18 protein-coding genes and 2 pseudogenes are annotated in these 20819 nt (G+C 66.3%); 9 read left to right on the top strand and 11 right to left on the bottom strand.

The features are described from left to right. Positions 1-13: 13 nt before the first annotated feature. The 8 genes and pseudogenes from LL972_RS08440 to gap all read right to left on the bottom strand — a co-directional run bounded on the left by LL972_RS08440 (position 14) and on the right by gap (position 11232). Entirely contained in the window at positions 14-1018 is a 1005-nt protein-coding gene (locus LL972_RS08440; protein WP_039519292.1) for a class I fructose-bisphosphate aldolase, read from the bottom strand. Positions 1019-1303: 285 nt separating this feature from the next. Further along, positions 1304-2770, bottom strand: coding sequence for a pyruvate kinase (gene pyk / locus LL972_RS08435; protein WP_205393880.1), 1467 nt, complete (start codon positions 2768-2770; stop codon positions 1304-1306). Between the two features lie 340 nt (positions 2771-3110). Then, entirely contained in the window at positions 3111-3758 is a 648-nt protein-coding gene (locus tag LL972_RS08430; RefSeq protein WP_228327204.1) for an HAD family hydrolase, read from the bottom strand. Further along, a complete protein-coding gene (locus tag LL972_RS08425; RefSeq protein ID WP_228327203.1) occupies positions 3755-4930 on the bottom strand; it encodes a phosphoglycerate kinase in 1176 nt (391 codons plus the stop codon). Before LL972_RS08425 ends, LL972_RS08430 begins: the two co-directional genes overlap by 4 nt. 313 nt (positions 4931-5243) lie before the next feature. Continuing rightward, a complete protein-coding gene (locus LL972_RS08420) occupies positions 5244-6602 on the bottom strand; it encodes a DUF3999 domain-containing protein (protein WP_228327202.1) in 1359 nt (452 codons plus the stop codon). Beyond that, a pseudogene (locus tag LL972_RS08415) lies at positions 6599-9050 on the bottom strand (DUF2339 domain-containing protein); the annotation flags it as partial. The pseudogene LL972_RS08415 and the gene LL972_RS08420, both read right to left, overlap by 4 nt. Positions 9051-9542: 492 nt before the next feature. Then, complete coding sequence (locus LL972_RS08410) at positions 9543-9977, bottom strand: hypothetical protein (RefSeq protein WP_429002133.1); 435 nt, start codon at positions 9975-9977, stop codon at positions 9543-9545. Between the two features lie 253 nt (positions 9978-10230). Further along, on the bottom strand, positions 10231-11232 hold the full coding sequence (gap, locus tag LL972_RS08405; protein ID WP_228327200.1) for a type I glyceraldehyde-3-phosphate dehydrogenase: 1002 nt from the start codon (positions 11230-11232) through the stop codon (positions 10231-10233). A gap of 507 nt (positions 11233-11739) precedes the next feature. Here gap and LL972_RS08400 point away from each other — a divergent pair. The 9 genes from LL972_RS08400 to LL972_RS08360 all read left to right on the top strand — a co-directional run bounded on the left by LL972_RS08400 (position 11740) and on the right by LL972_RS08360 (position 18412). Further along, entirely contained in the window at positions 11740-12252 is a 513-nt protein-coding gene (locus LL972_RS08400; RefSeq protein WP_228327199.1) for an SgcJ/EcaC family oxidoreductase, read from the top strand. A gap of 287 nt (positions 12253-12539) precedes the next feature. Next, complete coding sequence (locus LL972_RS08395) at positions 12540-13163, top strand: OmpW/AlkL family protein (protein WP_228327198.1); 624 nt, start codon at positions 12540-12542, stop codon at positions 13161-13163. A 119-nt stretch (positions 13164-13282) separates the two neighbouring features. Beyond that, entirely contained in the window at positions 13283-13897 is a 615-nt protein-coding gene (locus tag LL972_RS08390; RefSeq protein WP_228327197.1) for an OmpW/AlkL family protein, read from the top strand. Then, a complete protein-coding gene (locus LL972_RS08385) occupies positions 13869-14801 on the top strand; it encodes a S1/P1 nuclease (RefSeq protein WP_429002132.1) in 933 nt (310 codons plus the stop codon). The genes LL972_RS08390 and LL972_RS08385 overlap by 29 nt, the downstream gene beginning before the upstream one ends. A 13-nt stretch (positions 14802-14814) precedes the next feature. Continuing rightward, entirely contained in the window at positions 14815-15639 is an 825-nt protein-coding gene (locus LL972_RS08380; protein WP_228327195.1) for an MBL fold metallo-hydrolase, read from the top strand. A gap of 76 nt (positions 15640-15715) precedes the next feature. Continuing rightward, on the top strand, positions 15716-16492 hold the full coding sequence (gene modA / locus LL972_RS08375; RefSeq protein ID WP_228327194.1) for a molybdate ABC transporter substrate-binding protein: 777 nt from the start codon (positions 15716-15718) through the stop codon (positions 16490-16492). Between the two features lie 15 nt (positions 16493-16507). Next, positions 16508-17194: a molybdate ABC transporter permease subunit gene (gene modB / locus LL972_RS08370; protein ID WP_228327237.1), complete on the top strand. Its 687-nt coding sequence runs from the start codon at positions 16508-16510 to the stop codon at positions 17192-17194. Beyond that, on the top strand, positions 17194-17808 hold the full coding sequence (modC, locus tag LL972_RS08365) for a molybdenum ABC transporter ATP-binding protein (RefSeq protein ID WP_115677306.1): 615 nt from the start codon (positions 17194-17196) through the stop codon (positions 17806-17808). Before modB ends, modC begins: the two co-directional genes overlap by 1 nt. A 46-nt stretch (positions 17809-17854) precedes the next feature. Further along, positions 17855-18412 carry a flavin reductase family protein gene (locus tag LL972_RS08360; RefSeq protein ID WP_228327193.1) on the top strand — a complete coding sequence of 186 codons (558 nt, stop codon included), beginning with the start codon at positions 17855-17857 and terminating at the stop codon, positions 18410-18412. Between the two features lie 50 nt (positions 18413-18462). Here LL972_RS08360 and LL972_RS08355 read toward each other — a convergent pair whose 3' ends face one another. From LL972_RS08355 to LL972_RS08345, 3 genes and pseudogenes are all read right to left on the bottom strand, one after another. Then, positions 18463-19047 (bottom strand): hypothetical protein, encoded by a 585-nt coding sequence (locus LL972_RS08355; protein WP_228327236.1) that lies wholly within the window; start codon positions 19045-19047, stop codon positions 18463-18465. Beyond that, positions 19047-20326 (bottom strand): annotated as a pseudogene (locus LL972_RS08350) (TonB family protein). Before LL972_RS08350 ends, LL972_RS08355 begins: the two are co-directional and overlap by 1 nt. Continuing rightward, the gene (locus tag LL972_RS08345) at positions 20316-20684 is read right to left on the bottom strand and encodes a BlaI/MecI/CopY family transcriptional regulator (protein ID WP_228327192.1); all 369 of its coding nucleotides are present in this window, start codon (positions 20682-20684) and stop codon (positions 20316-20318) included. Before LL972_RS08345 ends, LL972_RS08350 begins: the two are co-directional and overlap by 11 nt. Between the last annotated feature and the right edge of the window lie 135 nt (positions 20685-20819).

The raw sequence follows: 20819 nt of genomic DNA, 5'->3' as shown, positions 1-20819 counted from the left end.
GCCGGCACGGCGATCAACCCTTCCACTTGCCCAGCGCGGCCAGGCCGTTTTCCTTGGCGCGCTCATAGATGATCTGCTGCGCCTTGGCAAAGTTGCCGGTCATGTCCTTGGCCCACAGCTTCAGTGCGGCCTGCTGCATCGCACGGCCGTAGGAGAAGCTCAGCGGCCACGGCAGGTTGCCGAGCTGGTGCATCTCGTTGAGGTGCGCGGTGGACTGCTCGTCGGTCTGGCCGCCGGACAGGAACACGATGCCCGGCAGGATCGCCGGCACGGTCGACTTCAGGCACATCACGGTGGACTCGGCCACTTCCTCGACGCTGGCCTGCTCTTCGCAGCCCTTGCCGGAGATGACCATCGAGGCCTTCAGGATGGTGCCTTCGAGCACGACATTCTGCTCATACAGTGCGCCGAACAGCGAACGCAGCGTGGCTTCGGTGACTTCGTAGCAGGTCTCGATGTCGTGGTTGCCGTCCATGATCACTTCCGGCTCGACCATCGGCACCAGGCCCTGCTCCTGGCACAGCGCGGCATAACGCGCCAGCGCATGCGAGTTGGCCTCGATGCAGGTGCCCGACGGGATGTCCTCGCCGATGTTGATGACCGCACGCCACTTGGCGAAGCGTGCGCCCAGCGTGTAGTACTCCTCCAGACGCGCGCGCAGACCGTCCAGGCCTTCGGTGACCAGCTCGCCCGGCATACCGGCCAGCGGCTGCGCACCCTTGTCGACCTTGATGCCCGGGATGATGCCGTGGGCGGTCATGTACTCGGCGAACGGCACGCCGTCCTTGGTCTTCTGACGGATGGTCTCGTCGAACAGGATTGCGCCGGAGATGTAGTCGCTCAGCTTGGGCGTGGTCAGCAGCAGTTCGCGATAGGCGCGACGGTTTTCTTCGATGTTCTCGATGCCGACGCTGGCAAAACGCTTGGCGATCGTGCTGGTCGATTCGTCGATGGCGATGATGCCCTTGCCCGGGGCGACCATGGCCTGGGCGGTTTCGGCAAGCTGTTCGATGCTCATGTAGTTCCTGTGGCAGCTGCGGGGGAGAACGAAAGTATAGCGACGAAAGTCGCAGACATTCCTTCACGGAATGTCTGCAACCGATTACACGCGTGCTGCATGACAGGATGTGTGGCGCGGCTCGCAGCGTGCTTCGCGCTGCGAGCTCCTGCAGGCGCGTACCGCAATGCAGACCATGCCGCGCACAGCACAGCGGCGACCCGCAGGTCGCCGCTGTGTTTGTACTCAACAATGTGAGTCACCTCATGCATCGACGTGCGACGCACGCGCGGCTCAGGCCAGGCGTTACAACTCGCCCAGACCGCTGGCGCGGCCGTCTTCGCCCACTTCCAGCAGACGCAGCGTGTTGGTAGCGCCGTGGGTTTCCATATGCTCGCCGCTGGTGAACACCACGCGGTCGCCAGGTCCCATGCGCTCGTTCTCCACCAGCAGACGGATCGCCGCACGTGCGGCTTCACGCGGGGTCAGGCCGCGGCTGTCGAAGCTGATCGGGAACACGCCCCGCATCATCGCCATGTGGCGGCGTGCGCCATCGTGACGGGTGAAGGCGTAGATCGGCATGTTGGAACGGAAACGCGACAGGTACCGCGGCGTGCCACCGGACTCGGTCAAGGCGACCACGCCGGCCAGGCCGATATGCTCGGACAGGAACATGGTCGCCATCGCGATCGCCTGGTCGGCGCGCTGCAGATTGCGTTGCGCCGCTTCGAAGTCGGTGTCGAACTCGAACTGGCGCTCGGCGCCCAGACAAATGCGTGCCATCGCTTCCACCGCACGCACCGGATAGGCACCGGCCGCAGTTTCGGCCGAGAGCATCACCGCGTCGGTACCGTCGATGACCGCATTGGCCACGTCGAGCACTTCGGCGCGGGTCGGGATCGGGCTTTCCACCATCGACTGCAGCATCTGCGTGGCGGTGATCACCACTTTGTTCTGCGCCAGCGATTCGCGGATGATCTTCTTCTGCAGGCCCGGCAATTCGGCATCACCGATTTCCACGCCCAGATCGCCGCGCGCCACCATCACCACGTCGGAGGCTTCGACGATCTCGACCAGGTTCTCGATCGCTTCGGTGCGCTCGATCTTGGACACCAGCGCAGCATCGCAGCCGTGCTGACGTGCGATCCGGCGCGCGTCGTTCATGTCTTCGGCGTTGCGGCAGAACGACACCGCGATGAAGTCCACGCCGATCTTGGCGACGATGCCGATCAGTTCCTTGTCGCGCTCGGTCAGCGCGCCCAGCGACAGGCCGCCGCCCTGCTTGTTCAGGCCCTTGCGATCGGACAGCACGCCATCGTTGAGCACGGTGGTGACGATGCGCTGCCCCTGCACTTCGGTCACCTGCAGCTGCACCAGGCCATCGTCCAGCAGCAGCACGTCGCCGGCGGCCACGTCCTGCGGCAGGCCGAGGTAGCTGACGCCGACCTGGTGCTGGTCGCCCGCAGGCGCATTGGGGTCGGCCACCAGGTCGAAACGCTCGCCGGTGGTCAGCTTGATCTTGCCTTCGGCAAAGCGCTCGACGCGGATCTTCGGGCCCGGCAGGTCGGCCAGGATGCCGACTTCGGCACCGACGCGCACGGCCGCGGCGCGCACTTCGGCCGCGCGCTTGGCCTGGCCGGACGGGTCGCCATGGCTGAAGTTGAGGCGCACCACGTTGACGCCCGCCTTGAACAAGGCGTCCAGCACACCGGGCGGATCCGTCGCCGGTCCGAGCGTTGCGAGGATCTTGGTGCGGCGTTGACGTTCTTTCATGATGGCCTCCCTGTAAAAGCCGCGAAACTTAACACACGCGTCACCTACCGAGGATGGCATTGCGGCATAGCCACCCTCGTATCCCGGCATGTCCTGAAGACAGTGCGGGACAGTACGTACGCTTTCCGCAGCGCTGGCGCGCGGCGGGATGGTGCTGTGGGCTGCCACCCTAACGCGGCAGCGGTGAAGGTCCCCGGGTCGCAGCGGCGATCAGACGACGGCGACTGGCCGTCGCAGCGCGGACGCTGCAAGACCCTCACCGCATCCGCGTGCTGCCACCCAACGACGAGCGCCGGCTGCGCTCGCCTGGCGATGCGCGCAGCTGCTCTGTTTGTCACTCCTACGACTGGATCAAGGCGCGCAACCCGGCAGGCGTGTGTGCGATCGCACCGGCACCGGCGGCACGCAGCTCGGCTTCGTCGCCGAATCCCCACAACACGCCGATGCTATGGATGCCGTGATGGTTGGCGCCATCGATATCCATCCGGCGGTCGCCGATCATCACGCAGCCGGTCTTGGTGATATCCAGGCGCCGCAGCGCTTCGGCGATCAGGTCCGGCTTGAAACGGCGCTCGCCGTCTTCGCTGGCCCCGATCACGTCCTCGAAGCACGCACCGAACGGCAGATGCTCGACGATGCGGCGCGCGTAGCGCTCGTTCTTGGAGGTCACCACCGCCAGACGATGGCCGGCGCGGTGCAGGTCGACGACCACCTCGCCGATACCGTCGAACACGCTCAGTTCGGTCCAGCCGACCGCGTCGTAACGCCCGCGATACGCCGCCAGTGCGCGCTGCACCAGCTGCGGATCGCCGGGAAAGCAGTCGGTGAAGCTGTCGCGCAGCGGCGGGCCGATCCACGCGCGCAGGGTCTGCGGCGACGGACGCGGCTGGCCCACCTCGTCGAAGGCATGCACGATGCTGGCAACGATGCCCGGCTCCGAATCGACCAGGGTGCCGTCCAGATCGAAGAACAGCGTGGCTGCACTCACTTGCCGCGCGCCTCGAGCGCCGCTACCGCCGGCAAGGTCTTGCCTTCCAGGAATTCCAGGAACGCACCACCGCCGGTGGAGATGTAGGTGACGTCCTTGGCGATGTCGTACTTGTCCACGGCCGCCAGGGTGTCGCCACCACCGGCGATCGAGAATGCCTTGGAGCTGGCGATCGCACGCGCCAGGGTTTCGGTGCCGTGACTGAAGGGCTCGAACTCGAACACGCCGACCGGCCCGTTCCACACCACGGTGCCGGCACTGGCGATCAACTCGGCGTAGCGCGCGGCGGTCTGCGGGCCGATGTCCAGGATCAGGTCGTCGGCCTCCACCGCGTCGAGCGACTTCACCGTCGCTTCGGCATCGGGCAGGAACTGCTTGGCAACGACCACATCGGTGGGCAACGGAATCTCCGCACCGCGCAGCTTCGCATCGGCAACGATCTGGTTGGCGGTGGGAATCAGATCCGGCTCGCTCAGGGACTTGCCGACGCCATGCCCGGCTGCGGCGATGAAGGTGTTGGCGATGCCGCCGCCGACGATCAGCTGGTCGACCTTGTTGACCAGGTTGGACAGCAGCTCCAGCTTGGTGGACACCTTGCTGCCGGCCACGATCGCCAGCAGCGGCTTGGCCGGGTTATCCAGCGCCTTGGCCAGCGCGTCGAGTTCGGCCATCAACAGCGGACCACCGGCAGCCACGGGCGCGAAGCGGATCACCCCATGGGTGGAGGCCTGCGCGCGATGCGCGGTGCCGAAGGCGTCCATGACGAACACATCGCACAGCGCCGCGTACTTGCGCGCCAGCGCCTCGTCGTCCTTGCCCTCGCCGACATTCATGCGGCAGTTCTCCAGCAGCACCACCTGGCCCGGCGCGACGTCCACGCCGTCGACCCAGTCGCGCATCAGCGGCACGTCCACGCCCAGCAGCGCAGTCAGGCGCGCGGCCACCGGCGCCAGCGAATCTTCTTCGGTCCAGCTGCCCTCTTTGGGGCGGCCCAGGTGCGAGGTGACCATCACCGCGGCGCCCTTTTCCAGCGCCAGCTTGATGGTGGGCACCGAGGCGGTGATGCGCTGCTCGGAGGTGATCTGGCCGTTGTCGATCGGCACGTTGAGATCCTGGCGGATCAGCACGCGCTTGCCGGAGAGATCGAGGTCGGTCATGCGGACGATGGACATGGGGTCAGCTCGCTAAGTCTGGGGATTCGGGAATCGGGATTGGGGAATCGAAAAGGCGGCTGGTGCACGTGGCGCCGATGTCTGGGCGCTGCGCGGGCAGACGACGCCCTGGCAGCCGCACGACGTGGTCTGGCCCGCGTGCAGGTCGCGGAGATTGCAGATTGCCTGTCCGCATGTCGCCGCCCATACGGCTGGCGATGCGGGAGATGGTCGGTCGAGGACGACGGGCAATGCGGCTGCCTTGGCGACGGGGGATGCCCATTGTCGGACCTTCGCGCCGCAGCGGCAAACCGCCGTGCGACGCACGTCGTCTTCAGGGGCTGCGATTGGCCGCTGAACTGCGCAGCAGACTCACGGCGAAACCACCCACCAGCAAGGCGCCGCCGATCAGCAGCCCCCATAGCAACCAGCGCTTCCAGTCGCGCGGTGTGGTGGCCGGCTGCAGTGCGGCATCGCCGGCCAGCGGCTGCGCCTGCGTGGCGATGCTGGCCGGCGCCGGTTGCCACTGCGCGCCGCGTTCACGACGCAGCGCCTGCAGCATCGAGGCCAGGGGCGCGTCGCCACGTTGCACCCGCGCGCTGCCCGCGACCACCGCATACGGCGGCTGCCCCTGTGCGAGGAACATCATGCGTTCCGGCTGGTAGCCCACCCGCAGCGTCGGCTTTGCGGTGCTGCGCCCTTGTGCGGCGAGCAACCGCCACTGGCGATCGCGCACCGGGGCTGAGAGCTGCTGCGGCGGCGACGCGGCGCCGTTGCCAGTCCCGAGTCGATACGCCAACCATGGCCCGGCACGCCGCAGCCACGGCGCGTCGTCGGCATCGCGGCTTTCCACGATCCATTCGACCGCCACGGCCTGACCGCCACTGACATCGATCTGGGTGATCGGAAAGCGCCCGGGTAAGGCATACACCACTGCCTTGTCCTGCGCAGTGCCCGGCAATTCCAGCCACTGCGCTTGCGGCGGCGCCGAGACGCCGTCCAGTTCCGCATCGACCGCGCGCAAGGCCGGCAGCTCGCCGGACACCGGCACGATGCGCAGATAGCGCGCGCCAGCGTCCAACGCGATGCAGCGCTGCTGCAGACGCTGCGTCTGGTTGTCCAGCGCCATCACGGTGGCATCGACGGCCAGCACGCGCCAGTCGCGCAGATCGTCGCTGCCTTCCACACGCAGCCGGGCCTGCACCGGCGTGTTGCCATCCCAGTCCAGCCAGAGCGCACGCGGACGATCGCGCAACGCGCTGGCATCGATCAGCCAGCTGCCACCGGCGCCTGCAACGGCAGCGGTGCCGGTGGCGAAGCGGCCTTCCAGCCGACGCACCGCGCCACTGGCATCGCGTTCGGCAATCAGCTGCAGATCGCCGTTGGCCGGCGCCGCACCGGCCGGCAGCGCGAACAAGGGCAGGCGTTGCCGACGCGGCGCAGCAGCCGGCGCGGCATCCATCGGCAAAAGCGCGGCCGGCATCTCCTCGCCACGCGCGTCGATCACCGTGACATCGCGCAGCCCCGGGTCATTGGCGCTGCGATAGATCGCCGCATTCAAACGCAGCTGATACAGGCCAGCATCCGCGCCGGTTACCTGCAGCGGCCACTGTTGACGATAGTCCTGGCGCACATTGGCTGCCTGCGCCAGCAGCGGCACCAGCAGCAGCCATCCCCATTGCCTCGATTTCATGCCTGATCCTTGTCGACGCCATCGTCTCCGACAGCCTGCTCGTCGGCCACCGGCTGGCGCGGCGGCGCCGGTGCCATATAGCCCACCACGGTGCACAACAGGCCATAGGCCATGAACGAGCCGATGCCGAGCAGATTGCCCAGATGCTGGCGGTCGACCAGCACCAGCTTGGCCAGCACCAGGCCCATCAACAATGCCCCGCCCAGCCATAGCCCTCGCTGACCGCGCCGCGAGCCGATCACCCAGCCCAGCACGCTCCACACGATGGTCAGGCTGGTCTGCGACAGGGTCGCGCCGATCAAGCCGGCATCCCACGCCACGCCACCCCAGTGATGCACGCTGTGCAAGGTGCTGCCGGTGATCAGGGCCCAGCCCGACACGCCCAGCGCAGTCACCCGCCAGCGTTGCACGGCCAACGGCGCCTGCGCAGACCAGGCCCACCGCGCCAGCAAGGCCAGCACCGCCAGCTGCGCCAGCTCGGCCGGATTGAGCACGGGCAGCCATGGCAATGGCGCGGCGCTCACCGGGTCCAGCAGTACGATCAGCCAACCGATGCCCAGCACCGCGAACACACAGCCCAGCAAAGCATTGCGTGCCCGATCGAAGCCGGCACCCTGCGGCCACGCCAGCCACGGCCAGCGCAACAGACCCACTGCTGCCACGATCAACCAGGGCGCGGCCAGCAAGGCGCAACGCCAGCCATTTGCCAGCATGAACGTATCGGCCAGCCAGGCCACGCCCAATGACACCACCAACGGCCACAGCAGCCACCAGATGAACTGTGCGGCCAGGGTGCCGGCGCCATGCTGCCTGCGCAGGCACCACAGCGCGCGCGCGCCGGCCCCGGCGAACGCCAACCAGGCCAGCGCCCCCCAATGCGCGAACGGTTGCGTGTGCGCATGGCTTTGCCATAGCGCCAGCGGCGTCGCCAGCGCCAACCCGACCATCGCCGTCCACACCAGTGCCGTTGCCGGGCGACGCCGATGCACCTCGGCGGCCAGCCACACGCTGAGCGCGACAAAGCCCAGCAGCAGATCCGGCTTGCTGCGTAGATCACCAGCAAAGCGGAAGATCTCGTGCACACCGCACAGCGTCCACCAGCCCAGCCCCCACAGATACGCCACCAGCGCGCGGCGCGGCTGCCCTGCATCGCGCAGGAACCAGGCACTGGCCCAGCCGGCCAGCGCAAGCAGCAAGGTGCTCATGCAGGTGGCATTGGCCACCGCCACCGCGTCGTAACGCCACGCATCCACACCGAAGGCGACACCGACGGCTGCCAGCAACTGCAACGCCACCCCGCTGAACTGCGAGATCCGACGTTGCTGCCGCAGCCCCAGCCACAACAGACCGACACCTTCGAGCGCGAAGACGCTGGCGGTGGCACGCGCCGACAATGCCAGCGGCACCGCCAAGGTCGCAAAGCCGACGGCCAACATCGCATGCGCCTGGCCCAGCAAACGCGTGGTAGCGCGGCGCAGCAGCCAGCTGGCCAGACCTGCATACAGCGCAGCCACCGCCAACGCGCATAGCGCCAGCGGCAAGCGCTCGCCATCCAGCAGGCGCGCCTGCAATGCGAAGGCCACCAGCGGGGTACCGAACAACAGGCTGCCGTCGATGAGCTTGCCCGCACTGCCATCACCGCGCCGCGCATGCAGGACCGGAATCGCCACATGCATGACGAAGAACAACAGCAGGAACGGCTCGGTCGTGGCGAATTTCGCCGGGGTGTATTGCAGTGCGCCCCACAGCGTGCCGATGCCGAAGGTGAAGGCGAATCCAAGCAGGTTCAGCACCCGCCACGGACGCATCCAGGCGATCGCCACGATGCCGGCGTTGAGCACCGCGTAATACGAAAACAGCGCAACATGATTGCCGCTGCCGGTGGACAGCCAGATCGGCGCAAGGAAGCCGGCCAGCACACCCAGCACCGCCAGCGTGCGCGAATCCTGCACCACCGCCAGCACGCACATGCCGGCAATCAGCACCACGCTGATGCCCATCGCCAGGCCTGCGCCGAGCAGCCCGTACAACTTGAACGCGGCAAACACCGTCAGCAGCAAGCCGCCAATGGCCCCGCCCTGCAACGCCAACGCAAAGCCGGGCCGCTGCAGCCGCTGCTTCCAGCCGAAGACCAGGCCGGCAAGCGCCAGCATACTGATGCCGGCCAGCCGCAGCTCGATCGGCATGCGCATCCAGCCCTGGTCACTGGCGTACTTCAACAGCGACGCCACACCGGCCAGCAACACCAGCATGCCGACCTTGACCGGCACGTTGCCTTCAGTGAACCAGCGCTTCACTGCGCTGGCCACGCGCGCCAGCGGGCCCGGCCCGGAGGGCACGTCGTGCGCTTGCGGCTCGAACTCGGCAGGCCAGGGGCGGCGCTTGCACTGCGCTGCGCGCCGCAGACGATGCGGGAGCTTCTGCCGGCAATGACGGCGGCACTGCCAGTGGTGCGACCGCCGGCGTCGGCGCGGCTTGCAGATCTGCTGCGCGCGGCAGCTCAGGCTCGCCAGACACAGACATACCGACGTCTGACGCCTGTTGCGGCTCCCATGCCCCGGCAGGCGATGGCGTTGGCGCTGATCTGTGCACCGCCGTCGCGTCCTCGACCCCTGCGCCACTGGCCTGCCATTGCGCAAGCCGCTGTTCCAGCGCATCCACGCGCCGCCGCAGCCGGGCGATCCACACCAGGGCAATCACCAACCCCACCGGCACCGCAAGCAGCAACAGCACCACCGACACGATCATCGTTTCCAACGCACAACCCCTGAGTCGGCATCCGGCCGAATGCGCGAACCATACAGGCTCAGGGCGCGTCTGGGCAGCCAATCACTGGCGAAAGCGCAACGACGCGATGCCGTTGACGGCCCCCGCACACACTGGCTACAGGCACGGACATGCACCCCAAAAAAACGCCCGGAAGAACCGGGCGTCTGACACTTATTCGCGGTAGCCGCTGTCGTTCTTGTTATGAATGATCCAGATCAGGTTGCCGCCGGTGTCCATCGACTTACCGGCGAACACCAGGCGCCCCTGGCCCTTGTAGGCCATCTCATAACGGTAACGGTCGCCGCCGAAGAAGAACGGGATGAACGCCTTGCCGGTCACGTAGGAGCCCTGATCGTTCGGCTGACCAATCAGATCGGTGACCTGCTTCATCGGCATGCCGATCTTCAGCTGGGTGAACTTGCTGTCAGGCGCCGGCTTGCCGGTGATCTCGCCTTCGTAATCGTTGATGCCCTTGACCGTTTCGCCATAGCCCGCCTCGACATCGGCCGACTTGATCACCTCGCCATCGGCATTCATCCAGGCCGGCGTACCGGTCTGCTTCTTCGCTGCCCAAGTGGTCGCCGGAGCCGACACCGCAATCACCACACCGAGCGCCAATACGCCCGCCAGAAATTTACTCATGAGTTTTGTTCTCTCGATCCATGGAGTTCCCCGATCCTTCGTACACGACACGGGAACGACCGCCGTGCCCGCAAATTAGCGCACGTGGGCCTCGCAAAGTCCACTTCTCGTACTGCCAACGACGCGGTGACGGCATCAGCACACGTCACGCTCCGGCACATACAAAACGAAAGGCCCCGGCATGCCGGGGCCTTCACTCGTCGCCTAAGCGCAAGGATTACTTCGCGACAACCCGCACCATTTCCAGGCACTTGTTGGAATAGCCCCACTCGTTGTCGTACCAGGACACCAGCTTGACGAAGGTCGAGTCCAGCGCGATGCCAGCGTCGGCGTCGAACACCGAGGTGCAGGTTTCGCCGCGGAAGTCGGTGGCCACGACCTTGTCTTCGGTGTAACCCAGCACGCCCTTCAAGGCGCCTTCGCTCTGCGCCTTCACTTCCGCACAGATCTCGGCGTAGGTGGCCGGCTTTTCCAGTTCGACAGTGAGGTCGACCACCGACACGTCCGAGGTCGGCACGCGGAAGCTCATGCCGGTCAGCTTCTTGTTGAGCTCGGGAATCACCACGCCCACGGCCTTGGCAGCACCGGTGGAGGAGGGAATGATGTTCTCCAGGATGCCGCGCCCACCGCGCCAGTCCTTGTTCGACGGGCCGTCCACGGTCTTCTGCGTTGCCGTGGCCGCGTGCACGGTGGTCATCAGGCCACGCTTGATGCCCCACTTGTCGTTGATCACCTTGGCCAACGGCGCCAGGCAGTTGGTGGTGCACGAGGCGTTGGAGACGATCGCTTCGCCCTTGTAGGTCTTGTCGTTGACGCCGAACACGAACATCGGCGTGTCGTCCTTGGACGGTGCAGACAGGATCACTTTCTTGGCGCCCGCGTCGATGTGCTTCTGCGCGGTTTCCTTGGTCAGGAACAGGCCGGTGGACTCGATCACCACGTCGGCGCCGACCGCATCCCACTTGAGGTTGGCCGGGTCGCGCTCCTGCGTCAGGCGGATCTTGTTGCCGTTGACGATCAGCGTGTTGCCCTCGACCGATACATCGGCCTTGAAGCGGCCATGCACCGAGTCGTACTGCAGCATGTAGGCGAGGTAATCGGGCTCGAGCAGGTCATTGATGGCCACGATCTCGATGTCATTGGCGAAGTTCTGCACCGCAGAGCGCAGCACGTTGCGGCCGATGCGACCGAATCCGTTGATGCCAACCTTGATTGCCATGTTCACTAGCTCCTGCGGCCGCGATGGCGCGGCGGATGGAAAGGGACGGCCATTCTAGCAGCGTCGCACTGGCGCAGCCGTGCTGCAGCCAGCGCTGCAGCACGTAGCGTGAGGACGTTGTGCCGTGGTGCATGCGGGGTGGGGATTGGGGATTGGGGATTGGGGATTGAGGGATCGGGAATCGGAAGATGGGCACCCTGCCTAGGTGTGCCGTCAACCGACGACGCGATAAGGATGCGCTGGCCGGCAGCACAGGCGCGAGGCGGTGCGCGCTGATGCGTCCCTGATTCTGATACCCCTGACGATCCGGCCCGCCGCACAGAAGCGACAGTCTAAACAGCGCCTTATTTTTCGAGTTATCCATTTTATTTCAATAACTTAAGTCTTACAGCGATACGCTGAAAGGCGTATCCATGCATATGCCGAACAGCGGAATTTCGGCGCTCCGTGAATTTCGATACTGGCCCTGCCTGCTGAGGCACCCATCCATCACAACGGAGATTCCCCATGCGTCGCACCCTTCTCTCTCTGGTCCTGGCTCTGGCCGCCACCCCGGCGCTGGCTGGCGGCGTGATGCATTACACCGACAAGGCCACCTTGCCCACCGATGGCGAAGCGCGCGAAGTCGCCGCGCTGTTCGACACCTGGAACGCGGCACTGGCCACCGGCAACCCGCACAAGGTGGCCGATCTGTACGCGCCGGACGGCGTGTTGTTGCCGACCGTCTCCAACGAGGTGCGCGCCTCGCGTGCTCAGATCGAAAACTACTTCGAGATGTTCCTGACCAAGAAGCCGCAGGGCGTCGTCAACTACCGCACCGTGCGCGTGCTCGATGACGACAGCGCAGTGGATGCCGGCGTCTATACCTTCACGCTGACCGACAAGGACGGCAAGAAGAGCAAGGTGCAGGCGCGTTACACCTTCGTATACGAAAAGCGCGACGACAAGTGGCTGATCATCAACCACCACAGCTCGGCGATGCCGGAAGTGGATGCGCCCAAGGTCGCCAAGGTCAAGTAAGTGCTGGCTCCCTGCAGCCATCCGCTTGCTGCCTGCCCCACCGCGCATGCAGGCGTCCGCGCCCCTCCCGCGCCGCCGCTTGCGCCAAGCGCATCGCGTTGCAGGTCAGACGCGATGCGCCGGTGCGATCACCGGCACGGCGCCGATCGCTGTTGTCGCTGCCGGTCCCTGCTCCCGTCCGCGCATGGCCCACAGCGTCATTGCGCGGACGGATTGATCAGGATCAAGGCATCCATCGGGCAAAGCCCCAAGACTTTCTCCATCCTCTGCACACAACGAGACTTTCCATGCGCATGCGCTCTACCCTTCTGCTCGCCGGCCTGGCCGCCACCTTCGCCAGCATCCCCGCATTGGCTCAATCCAAAGGCGACTGGACCGTTGCCGTCGGTGCCCACCAGGTCGCTCCCAAGTCCGATAACGGCCGTCTGGTCGGCGGTACGCTCGAGGCGGACGTCGGCAAGGACATCAAGCCCACCTTCACCGCGGAATACTTCATCGCCGACAACCTGGGCATCGAAGTACTGGCTGCGCTGCCGTTCGAGCACGACATCGCGCTGCGCGGGCTGGGTCGGGTCGGCAGCACCAAGCATCTGCCGCCAGTGATTTCGCTGCAGTACCACTTCAACAGCCAGGGCAAGCTCTCACCGTTCGTTGGCGCGGGTATCAACTACACCCGTTTCTTCAGCACCGACACGCGCGGCGCGCTGGCCGGCAGCGAGCTGGAACTGGACGACTCCTGGGGCCTGGCCCTGCATGCAGGCATGGACTACAAGCTCAGCGAGCGCGGCGCGCTGCGGGTGAACCTGCGCTGGATCGACATCGATACCGAAGCGCGCCTAGACGGCAACCGCATCGGCACGGTCAATATCGATCCGCTGGTCTACGGCGTGGCCTACGTGCACCGGTTCTGAGCCCGGCAGCGTACGCGCTGCATCTCTGGCACACTTGGCGTCCAGGGACGTGAATCCACCGCCGGAGTTGCGGACAGGTTGGTCACGTCGACCGCCTGTCCGACCTACCCGGGGATTCCATGAGCATGCTGATCCGTACCGCCCTCGCCATCACATTGGCCGCCTCGGCCGCACCCGCCCTTGCACAATCGGCCGGCCACTGGACCACGGGCTACGGCGCCGGCTATGTCTCGCCCAAGTCCGACAGCGGCAGCTTCGGCGGCACGCGTGCCGAGATCAAGGGCGCCCCGGCGCTGTCGTTCACCTACGAATACTTCCTGCGCAACAATCTCGGTATCGAGGTACATGCCGCGGTGTCGGGCAAGCACGATCTGGAGCTTGCAGGCGTCGGCAAGGTGGGCAGCTATTGGTCGGTGCCGCCGAGCGTGCTGTTGCAGTACCACATCAACGGCTACGGCACGGTGTCGCCGTTCGTGGGCGTCGGCATCAACTACACCACGTTTCTCGGTGAAGACGTCGATGATGCCTTCGGCAATGGCGATCTGAGCTTCGACGACTCGGTGGGCGCCACCGCGCATGTCGGTGTGGACTTCATCTTCAACGAGCGCAGCGGCCTGCGGGTGGACGCGCGCTGGACCGATTCGCGCAGCAACGTCGACTTCAATGGCAGCCGGCTGGGCAAGGCGCGGATCGATCCGCTGACCTATGGCGTGTCGTACCTGGTGTACTTCTGAGCATGCCGCTGACGCCACGCTGAGCCGTGGCTGTGTTCGACCGGGGACGGCCATCAAACCGTCCCGGACCGATGCGTACAATTGCCGGATGAAGACCTTCTCCCATCGCATCCTCCTTCTTGCCGCAACCGTTGCCGCGGCACTCCAGCCCATCAGCGCCTTCGCCTGGGGGCCGCAAGGCCACCGTCTGGTGGCGCGCATTGCCGAGACCGAACTCAGCCCGCAGGCACGGGCACAGGTGGCGCAATTGCTGAAAGGTGAAGTCAATCCGACATTGGCCGGTGTCGCCACCTGGGCCGACGAATTGCGCGAGCACGATCCGGAGCTGGGCAAGCGCTCCGGGCCCTGGCATTACGTCAATCTTGGCGAGCACGACTGCACGTATGCGCCGCCGCGCGACTGCCCGGACGGCAACTGCGTGATCGCCGCGCTCGACCGGCAGCCCGCGCTGCTTGCCGACCGCAGCCAGCCCCTGGACGTGCGCCGGCAGGCCCTGAAGTTCGTGGTGCATTTTGTCGGCGACATCCACCAGCCGATGCATGCCGGCTACGCGCACGACAAGGGCGGCAATGCATTCCAGCTGCAGGTCGCTGGCAAAGGCAGCAACCTGCATGCGCTATGGGACAGCGGCATGCTCAACGACCGCCATCTTGATGACGATGCGTATCTGCAACGCCTGCTGGCGTTGCCGGCCGCCGCCGCGACATCGCCGGTGCTGCCACCGCCGGCTGCGGCATGGGCGCAGGCCTCCTGCAGGATCGCGGTCACGCCCGGTGTCTATCCGAGCAAGCACGTGTTGCCGGGCGACTACATCGCGACCTATCGTCCGGTTGCCGAGACCCAATTGCGCGTGGCAGGCGACCGACTGGCCGCGGTGCTCAACGCGGCGCTGGCCGCGCCCTGAGATGGAGACGCCGATGCAGCCCGAGGTGCTTGCGTTCTTTCACGCCGACAGCAACACCTTCACCTATGTGGTCGCCGACGCGGCGACCGGGGCGGCAGCGGTGATCGATCCGGCGCTGGACTATGCGGCCGACACCGGCGCGGTGAGCACGCGCGCCGCGCAGGCCATCGTCGATGCCATCGCCCACCACGGCTGGCAGGTGCAGTGGCTGCTGGAAACCCATGCGCATGCAGACCACCTGTCTGCCGCGCAGTGGCTGAAGCAACACTGGCCGCAGGCACGCATCGGCATCGGTGACGGCATTCGGGACGTGCAGCAGACGCTCGCACCACGCTACACGTTGCCGGAGGACTTCCGTGCCGATGGCTCGCAGTTCGATCAGCTGTTCGCCGATGACGAGCGCTTCGCTCTGGGCACGCTGCAGGTGCGTGTCATCGCGGTACCTGGGCATACCAGCGACAGCATCGCGTATCTGATCGGCGATGCGCTGTTTCCCGGCGATTCGTTGTTCATGCCCGACGCCGGCACCGCGCGCTGCGATTTCCCCGGCGGCGATGCACGGCAACTGTTCGCCTCGATCCAGCGCATGTACGCGCTGCCGGAGGACACGCGCGTGTTCGTCTGCCATGACTACGGCCCGGGCGGCCGCGACGTGGCCTACCAGACCAGCATCGGCGAGCAGCGGCGCAGCAATATCCATGTGCGCGATGGCGTGGAGGTCGATGCGTTCGTGGCGCAGCGCCAGGCACGCGATGCCACGCTGCCCGAGCCCAGGCTGATCCGGCCGGCATTGCAGACCAATCTGCAGGCCGGACGCTGTGACGGGGTGGTTCGCTGACGCGTCAGCGTGGCCGCCACGCGGCGCATCGCGCGCAGCCGCTATGATCGGTGTCTGACCCTGCTGGAAGCTCCCCATGCGCATGATCGGTTTTTGGCAGCGCGCGTTCTGCGTGCTGATGCTTGCCCTGCCCGTCCTGGCCACGGCGCAGAGCGCGCCGGTGACGGTGTTTGCTGCGGCAAGCCTGAAGGAATCCATGGACGAGGCCGCGGCCGCCTACCAGAAGGCGACCGGCACGCCCGTGCGCGTCTCCTACGCCGCCAGCTCTGCACTGGCACGCCAAATCGAGCAAGGCGCACCGGCAGACGTGTTCTTTTCGGCCGACCTGGAATGGATGGACTATCTGCAGCAGCGCGGCCTGGTCGTGCCGGCGCAACGTCACAACCTGCTCGGCAACACCCTGGTGCTGATCGCCCCGGCCACCAGCAAGCTGCGCGTGGATCCGCGCCAGCCGGGCGCGATTGCCAGGGCGCTCGGCGACAGCGGTCGGTTGGCGGTTGGCCAGACCAACAGCGTGCCGGCCGGCAAGTATGCCGCCGCAGCGCTGCGCAAGCTTGACCAGTGGGATGGCGTGAGCAATCGCCTGGCCGAGTCGGAAAGCGTGCGCGCCGCGTTGATGCTGGTCTCGCGTGGCGAAGCGCCGCTGGGCATCGTGTACGGCTCGGATGCAAGCGCCGACCCCAAGGTCCGCGTGGTCGCCACCTTCCCCGACGATAGCCACGAGGCCATCGTGTATCCGGTGGCCGCATTGAAGAACAGCAGCAATGCCGGCACCGCCGCGTTCGTGCAATGGCTGGGCAGCAAGCCGGCCAGGGCGATCTTCATTCGCCGTGGTTTTTCGTTGCAGGATTGAGGCGCGCCGTTGTCGATGTTCACCCCGCAGGAGCTGACCGCGATCGGCCTGAGTCTCAAGGTCGCCATCGTCGCGGCCATCACCAGCCTGCCGCCGGGCATCGCCTGCGGCTGGCTGCTGGCGCGGCGGCGCTTTCCGGGCAAGGCCCTGTTGGACGCGTTGCTGCACTTGCCCTTGGTGATGCCGCCGGTGGTGACCGGCTACGCGTTGCTGGTGGTGCTGGGCACGCAGGGGCCGGTCGGCAGCTGGTTGCTGGAACACCTCGGCATCCAGTTCGCGTTCCGCTGGACCGGTGCGGCGCTGGCATGCGCGGTGATGGGGTTCCCGTTGATGGTGCGCGCGATCCGCTTGTCCATCGAAGCGACCGACCGTCGCCTGGAAGCAGCCGCCGCCACGCTCGGTGCGGGCCCGTGGCGGGTGTTCTTCAGCATCACCTTGCCATTGGCCTGGCCGGGCCTGGTCGCCGGCATGGTGCTGGCGTTCGCCAAGGCCTTGGGCGAATTCGGCGCGACCATCACATTCGTGTCCAATATCCCTGGCGAAACCCAGACCTTGTCGTCAGCCATCTACGGGCTGATGCAGGTGCCGGGCATGGAATCGGGCGTGTGGCGGCTGGCCGGCGTTGCGTTGGCGATCTCGCTGGCGGCGTTGCTGCTGTCCGAGTGGCTGGTGCGCAGACCGCATCCACGCGAGGACGGCTGATGCTCGATATCGACCTGCACCTGCAGCGCGGCAATTTCCAACGGCATGTCCACATCCAGGACCAGGCCCGTGTGGTGGCCCTGGTCGGCCCCTCCGGCGCGGGCAAGAGCACGGTGCTCAACGCAATCGCCGGTTTGGTGCGGCCGCAGGCCGGGCATATCCGCATCGACGGACGCTGCCTGTATGACGCCCGGCAAGGCGTGGACCTGCCCACGCACAAGCGCAGGATCGGCTACGTGTTTCAGGATGCGCGGCTGTTTCCGCATCTGGATGTGCGCCGCAACCTGCGTTATGGCCGGCACGCCCGAGGCGCGGCGCCATTCGGCTTCGACGATGTGGTGGCGCTGCTGGGTATCGCGCCGTTGCTGCAACGCCGGCCACGCAATCTCTCCGGGGGCGAAGCGCAGCGTGTGGCGATCGGCCGCGCCTTGCTGTCGCAACCGGCGATCCTGTTGTTCGACGAGCCCTTGTCGGCGCTGGATCAGGCGCGCCGCGAAGAACTGATTCCCTACCTGCAGCGCGTGCGCGACGAAATCCGCCTGCCGATGCTCTACGTCAGCCACAATCCCGATGAAGTGCAGCGCATCGCCGATAGCGTGCATGTGCTGGAATGAGCGCATCGACGCCGTCGATCGCCACATCCAATCAGCTGGTGTGTCCATGAAACAGTATCGGAAACATGCATTCCCGGTGGAGCAGGCGCGCCGCTTCCTCGAACCCGGGCCGGTGGTGCTGGTGAGCTCGGCCCACAAGGGCCAACGCGACATCATGACCATGGGCTGGCATATGGTGCTGGAGTTTTCGCCCTCGCTGATCGCCTGCTGCATCGCTCCCGGCAACCACAGTTTCGAACTGGTCCGGCGCAGCAAACAATGCGTGATCAATCTGCCGACCGCCGAGCTGCTCGACACCGTGATCGGCATTGGCAACAGCAGCGGTGCCCAGATGGACAAGTTCGACCACTTCGGGCTGACTGCAGTTCCCGGCCAGCGGGTCGCGGCGCCAGCCATCGCCGAGTGCTACGCCAGTTTCGAATGCCGCCTGCACGACGGGCGGCAGATCAACCGCCACGCCCTCTTCGTCTGGGAAGTGGTGAGCGCGCAGGTGGCCAGGCGGCCTACGCTTCCCAGGACGGTGCACTACCGCGGCGATGGCCGCTTCATGCTGTCCGGCGACGAAGTCTCGCGGCAGCACCTGTTCGCACCCGAAATGCTCTGATTGCAGCCCTGTTCGCACCCGAAATGCTCTGATTGCAGCGATGCGCGTGCTCATTGCGCCACCTTGCCGGTGCGCACGCTGACCTTGCCCTGCCGTACTTCGAAGGTGAACGCGAACGACAGCGTCACCGGTACCGGTTCCTCGCTGATCGCGCCGCTGCAGTCGTCCAGCGCCGCCGGCTGTGCCACGCCGGCGGCAAACGTGCACAGTGCGGCCGGCACGAACCGCCATTGCTGCACCGTGGCACGCACCGCCTGCAGCAGATCGGCGTTGTCCGGCAGCAGACCAGCCGCGCATTCGTCGCGATCGGACATGGGGTCGACGCGCTGCACCGCGCCGTCGGCGGCCAGGATCACATGCGCGCATACGGTGGTCGGCGGAAGGGTCTGCCGTGGCGAGTCGGCCGGCAGCACCGGCGCATCGCTGCGCAGTGCGCGCGGCATCCGGAAACGCTGTGCCGGCGCCAGCGTGTAAGACTGGATGGATGAGGCGCCGTCACCGCCCGACTGCGCGCTCAGCATGCGCTGGTCCACCGAATCTTCGCGCTGGCTGCGCTGCTGTTCCCGCACGCCTTGCGTTGCACATGCGCCAAGCGACAGCACCAGGACGGCAACGCATACCGGAGTAAATCGCATCACGGCCTCTCCTGCATTGCGCAGCCTGCTGAAGCACAACCAGCAAGGCGGATGGACGTTGGCGCCTCCGATCGCGCCGCGCCGGCATCGGCGGCCGCAGACGTTTGCTCCGGCGCATCCAGTTCGAACTTCACCGGTACGCGCACCTTGGAAGCAATCGCCTTGCCATGTGCAGACGCCGGTTTCAGCCGCCACTGGCGCGCTGCCTCCAGCACCGCTTGATCGAACACACCGGCCGGCGTGCTCTGCACGACGGCGATGTGCTGCGGTACGCCGTCAGGGTCGACCTCAATCTGCAGTTCGACAAAGCCCTCGATACCGCCGTCGACCGCGGCTGCCGGATACCTCGGCGGTTGCATCGTAGAAAAATCCACCGCGTTGCCGGCTGCCAGCGCCGGTTGTGCCGCTAACGCAATGCGCGCCGGCTGCAGCGCCCAGGTGGCTGTACTGATCGTCGTCGCCAGCAGCAGGACCATCGCTACGCGCCAGCGCGCACGCCCGGCAGCGATGGGGGAACCGCGCAGCGCCGCGATCCGATGCGCCAACGGATGCGATGCAGCCCAATGACAGGCGAGCGGCGTAAAGTCGCCTCCAAGCTGGGTCTTGAGCATGGCCGTGGCGTAACTGCGGCGCTTGCCCGGATGTTGCGCCAGCACGGCCGCATCGCAGGCCAGTTCCTGATCCAGCCGGAACGCACGCCAGCCCAGATGCATCAGCGGGTTGAACCAACCGACGCAGAGCATCAGCGCAGCCAGCAGATTGGCATGCAGATCGCCGCGCCGCAGATGCATGCGCTCGTGCGCCAGGATCAGCGCACGCTCATCGGCGTTGTAGCGCACGCTGAAATCGGCCGGTACCACGATGCGCGGACACCAGAGTCCCAGCGATGCCGGAAGGCCGACATCGTGCGTGGCCGACCAGAGCCGGTCGTCAAGCCGGTGCAACGGGCCCAGGCTGCGCATGAAAGACCGTTGCCGCGTCCACACTCCGATCGCCATCACCACCGCGCCAGCCAGCTTGCCCACGCCTGACCTTGGCCATGCGCGCTGGGGAGCGCCGACATGGCAGTCAGCGCCGGCAACCCCGGCACCGCGACGCCGAGAGACGGGTCGGGCAACAAGGCCGCCACCAGGGCCAGCGGGACGCAGGACCAGATCGCATACGCCGCGGCGGCACCCAACAAATTGCGCAGTGGGCGACGCAGGAGCAGACAGACCAGCAGCGCAGCGCTGATGTACAGCGTTGCGCGCGACAGCAAGACCGAGGCCTCAGGGTTCATCGTCCAGTTCCTTGATCAGTTGTTTCAGTTCCGCGATGTCGGATGCGCTGAGTTTTCCGCGCTCGCTGAAGTGCGCCACCAGTGGCGCCACCCGCCCACCGAACAGGCGTTGCAGCAATCCCTCGCTCTGCTGCTGCACCCACTGCTCGCGCACCAGCACCGGCGAGTAGAGATAGCGTCGCCCTTGTTTGACCGCGCGGATGGCGCCCTTGCCAAGCAGGCGGTTGAGCAAGGTTTTCACGGTCGGCTCGGCCCAGTCGCTGTGCCCTGCCAGCGCAGCGACCACGTCGTCGGCGCTACGTGGCGCCGCATCCCAGAGCACCTGCATCACCACCGCTTCGGCTTCACTGATCGGCATGCGATTACGTCCGTAATTTTTATCGATTACGCGTGTAAAACTTTGGCGTGTCAAGTCCGTCTCAACCGCCTTGCGGGAACGGATGCATCAACCCGGCCTCGTCGACGATCCGGGTAACCACCCCGCCATCGCCTC

It is taken from the genome of Xanthomonas campestris pv. asclepiadis, assembly GCF_020784175.1.
Classification (GTDB): Bacteria; Pseudomonadota; Gammaproteobacteria; order Xanthomonadales; family Xanthomonadaceae; genus Xanthomonas; species Xanthomonas campestris_D.
Note: the sequence above shows the minus strand (reverse complement) of the source record. Positions and strands in the feature narration are given on the sequence as shown.